Raw genomic sequence first — 4,444 nt, forward strand, 5'->3', positions numbered from 1 at the left:
TGCGCACCGACAAGCGCCTCGAACGCGCGAAACATCGCCTGTCGCTGCTGCGCGACGAGATCCACGAGTACTACGCGAACTTCCGCGTGACACGCGATCTGCTCGAACTGCGCAACCTGGTCGACGTGGCCACGCTGATCGTCAAGAGTGCGCACTCCCGCCGCGAAAGCCGCGGGTTGCACTACAGCCGCGACTGGCCGCATACGCTGCCGAAGGCGTTGCCGAGCGTGCTCACGCCGCGCGTGCGCCGCTGAGCGGCGCGCCGCCCTGCCCGGCGGCGGCCGCAGCACAAGAAAAAAGCCGTTGGCGTTTGCGCGCCAACGGCTTTTTGTCTGATCGGACGACGTTCGGTCAGTCGACGATTCGCATCGAATAGTCGGTCGCCCGCACGTCCTTCGTCAGCGCGCCGATCGAGATCCGATCGACGCCCGTCTCCGCGAACGCACGCACCGTATCGAAATTGACGCCGCCGGAGACTTCGAGCACGGCCTTGCCATCCGCCACGCGCACCGCTTCGCGCATCATGTCGAGCGTGAAGTTGTCGAGCAGCACCGACTGCGCGCGATGCGCGAGCGCCGTGTCGAGCTGCGCGAGCGTCTCGACTTCGATCTGCACCGGCACACCTGACTCCAGCGCGAACGCCGCATCGAGCGCCTCGCCGACACCGCCTGCCGCCGCGATGTGGTTCTCCTTGATCAGGATGCCGTCGTACAGCGCGAGCCGCTGGTTCTCGCCGCCGCCCACGCGCACTGCGTACTTCTGCGCGAGCCGCAGCCCCGGCAGCGTCTTGCGCGTATCGAGGATCTTCGCGCGCGTGCCTTCGACGCGTTCGACGTAACGGCGCGTCGCCGTCGCGACACCCGACAGCAGTTGCAGGAAATTCAGCCCGTTGCGCTCGGCCGTCAGCAACGCGCGCGCCGGCCCTTCGAGTTCGCAGACGATCGAATCAGGCGTCATCCGGTCGCCTTCGCGATAGCGCCATTGCACGACGATCGACGAATCGATCCGGGCGATCACGCCCTCGAACCACGGTACGCCGCACAGCACGGCTTCCTCGCGCACGATGATCCGCGCACGGCGCCGCTCGCCGGCCGGCACGAGCCGCCCGGTCTGGTCGCCGGTGCCGACGTCTTCGGCGATCGCGTCGGCCACGTTACGCGCGATCGCTTCGTCGAATGCCGCGCCGTATTGGGCGCGGACGGCTTCGAACAGCGGGGATACGGCGTTGCTCATGCCGCCCCCACGTTCGCGAACAGCGACTGGTCGCGCTGCAGATCGCCGCTCGCCTGCACGCGCTTCTTGTGCGCAGCCGCGAATTCGAGCATCCGGTCGATCGGCAAACGCGCACGCTCGCCGATCGCGGGATCGACGAAGATCTCGTTGTGACCGCGTTCGAGCACGTCGGCGAGGTTCGCGAGGCCGTTCATCGCCATCCACGGGCAGTGCGCGCAGCTCTTGCAGGTCGCGCTGTTGCCGGCCGTCGGCGCGGCAATGAAGGTCTTGCCGGGCGCGGCCAGCTGCATCTTGTGCAGGATGCCGAGATCCGTCGCGACGATGAAACGCTTCGCATCGAACTTGACGGCCGCGTCGATCAATTGCGTGGTCGAACCGACGACATCGGCCTGCGCGACGACGTTTTCCGGCGACTCGGGGTGGACGAGCACCTTCGCGTCCGGATATTCGGCGCGCAGCAGGTCGAGCTCGATGCCCTTGAATTCGTCGTGGACGAGACACGAGCCCTGCCACAGCAGCATGTCCGCGCCGGTCTTCTTCTGGATATAGCTGCCGAGATGACGGTCCGGCGCCCAGATGATCTTTTCGCCGCGCGCGTGCAGGTCGGCCACGATCTCGAGACCGATCGACGACGTGACCATCCAGTCCGCGCGCGCCTTCACGGCAGCGCTGGTGTTCGCGTAGACGACGACGGTACGGTCCGGATGCGCATCGCAGAATGCCGAGAATTCGTCGACCGGGCAGCCGAGGTCGAGCGAACAGGTCGCATCGAGATCGGGCATCAGGATCCGTTTGTTCGGGCTCAGGATCTTCGCGGTTTCGCCCATGAAGCGCACGCCGGCAACGATCAGCGTCTGCGCGTCGTGGTCACGGCCGAAGCGGGCCATTTCGAGCGAATCGGCCACGCAGCCGCCCGTTTCGTCGGCCAGTTCCTGCAGTTCGGCATCCACGTAGTAGTGGGCGACGAGCACGGCCTTTTCACGGGCGAGCAGCGCCTTGATGCGTGCCTTCAGCGCAGCGCGCTCCTCGGCGGACGGCGCGTCGGGCACCTTGGCCCATGCCTGTCCGACGCCGCACACGGTCCCTGCTGCGACGGGCCGGTCGTACTCGACGGGTTTGATCGTCGATTGCATCTCCATATCTCCTGTCGGCCGGAGTGAGTGCTTTAGCACTTACTCCGGCCCCATGCTTCGCGGTCGGCAGGAGTTAGCGCTTCAGCGCTTACTCATGCCCCATGCTATGCGGTCGACCCAAGTTAGCGCTTCAGCGCTTACTTGGGTCCCATGCTTCGCGGTCAGCCGGAGTGAGTGCTTCAACACTTACGCCGGCCCCAAGCCTCATACCAATCCCGGTGCTGCCGGTCCGTCAAAAACCGGCGGCCCAAATGAAAAAACCCCGCCAACGCGGGGTTTGTGACGTCCTGAGATTCTAATCGATTTCGAATCAGGCGTAGCGACGCAGGCGTGTCGCGAATTCCTGCAGCGCCTTGATGCCGCTTTGTTCTGCGCGATGGCACCAATCCTGCAATTGCGCGAGAAGCTGTTCGCGCGAGGCGGTCGAACGATCCCAGATCGCGGCGAGATCCTGGCGCAGCTGGAAGTACGTATGCAGCTTCTGGCTGTTCGCGAAGATTTCCGGCAGCAGCTTCTTCTGCGGCTCGTCGAGGCCGTCGGCGTCCTTGTGGAACCATTTGCGCGCGCCGCGCATCAACTGGTACTTCTCGCTCGAACCGAGTTCCTTCAGGTGCGCGAGCTCCTGGCGGTACGCACGCTTCACGGCCTTGCCGTAACGCGCCATCACTTCGTAGCGGTTCGACAGCACGGCCTGCAGCGTTTCCTGGTCGAGCACCGTCTTCGGCTTGTTCAGGCGCGGCGTCGGCGCGACCTTCTTCACCTTCGCGAGACCGAATGCCGACATGATGCGGATGTACATCCAGCCGATGTCGAACTCGTACCACTTGTTCGACAGCTTCGCCGACGTCGCGAACGTGTGGTGGTTGTTGTGCAGCTCTTCGCCGCCGATCACGATGCCCCACGGGAACAGGTTCGTGCTCGCGTCGGCCGAGTTGAAATTGCGATAGCCCCAGAAGTGACCGAAGCCGTTGACGACGCCCGCCGCCCAGAACGGGATCCACACCATCTGCACGGCCCACACGGTGAGGCCGAGCACGCCGAACAGCGCGACGTCGATCACCATCATCATGCTGATGCCGAGAATCGGGTACTTCGAGTAGACGTTGCGCTCGAGCCAGTCGTTCGGCGTGCCGTGGCTGAACTTGCGCATCGTTTCTTCGTTCTTCGCTTCCGCGCGATACAGCTCGGCGCCCTCGAGGAACACCTTCCAGATGCCGCGCGTCTGCGGGCTGTGCGGATCTTCCTCGGTCTCGCACTTCGCGTGGTGCTTGCGGTGAATCGCGGCCCACTGGCCGGTCAGCATGCCGGTGGTCATCCACAGCCAGAAACGGAAGAAGTGGCTCGCGATCGGATGCAGCTCCAGCGCGCGGTGCGCCTGGCAGCGGTGCAGGTAGACGGTCACGCCGATGATCGTGACGTGCGTGACGGCGAGCGCGAACAACGCGACCTGCCACCACGAAAAACGCAGGAGCCCGTGGGAAAGAAAATCGAGCAGGGAATTCAACAAGGCAGTTACCTGTGATGAGAGCGACGCCGCACCGGCGTCAGAAGAATGAAAGCATACCGCGTGTAGACCAGAATTTTACTTCAACCGTTCCAAGTCTTTGTAAAAAATGAATATTTTCTTGCCCTGACGCAATCCGCGCGGTCCATGTCCGGACTGGGAAAGGCCCGTGATCCGGTTTCGACCGCGAAATCGGTACGATTGACCGCCCGTGGCCGCTACGCCGCCGGCGCGCGCCTGTCCTGCGCACCATCGGCAAGCGCCGGATCGAGCCCGGCCGCCACGCCCGCCGCCGCGGGAAAGCCGTCCGGCAGCCCGACCACGCGCACTTCGCGCTGCGGAAACGGAATCGAGATCCCGTGCTCGCTGAACAGCCGCCAGATGTTGCGGTTCACGCTCGAGCGCACGCCCGACGTGCCTTTCGCCGAATCCTCGATCCAGAAGCCGAGCTCCAGATCGATGCCGTCCGCGCCGAACCCCACGAGGTACGGCGTCGGCACCGGCTCGGCCAGCACGCGCGGCACGTCCTTCGCGGCGTCGGCGAGCAACGCGAGTGCCTGCTCGACGTCGCTCG

Annotated in this window: 3 protein-coding genes and 2 pseudogenes; 1 reads left to right on the plus strand and 4 read right to left on the minus strand. The window is 64.8% G+C overall.

The features are described 5' to 3' along the window. Window positions 1-254, plus strand: a pseudogene (locus JMF90_RS25710) (L-aspartate oxidase); the annotation flags it as partial. A 97-nt stretch (window positions 255-351) separates the two neighbouring features. Here the strand turns inward: JMF90_RS25710 and nadC are convergent. The 4 genes and pseudogenes from nadC to JMF90_RS25730 all read right to left on the minus strand — a co-directional run. Continuing rightward, on the minus strand, window positions 352-1,233 hold the full coding sequence (nadC, locus tag JMF90_RS25715; protein ID WP_011546009.1) for a carboxylating nicotinate-nucleotide diphosphorylase: 882 nt from the start codon (window positions 1,231-1,233) through the stop codon (window positions 352-354). Continuing rightward, window positions 1,230-2,366, minus strand: coding sequence for a quinolinate synthase NadA (nadA, locus tag JMF90_RS25720; protein ID WP_006478043.1), 1,137 nt, complete (start codon window positions 2,364-2,366; stop codon window positions 1,230-1,232). The genes nadC and nadA overlap by 4 nt, the downstream gene beginning before the upstream one ends. Window positions 2,367-2,676: 310 nt before the next feature. Then, entirely contained in the window at window positions 2,677-3,873 is a 1,197-nt protein-coding gene (locus JMF90_RS25725; protein ID WP_006478042.1) for an acyl-CoA desaturase, read from the minus strand. 215 nt (window positions 3,874-4,088) lie between these two features. Next, window positions 4,089-4,444 (minus strand): annotated as a pseudogene (locus JMF90_RS25730) (mechanosensitive ion channel domain-containing protein); the annotation flags it as partial.

It is taken from the genome of Burkholderia sp. E168m23, from assembly GCF_016586125.1.
GTDB lineage: Bacteria > Pseudomonadota > Gammaproteobacteria > Burkholderiales > Burkholderiaceae > Burkholderia > Burkholderia orbicola.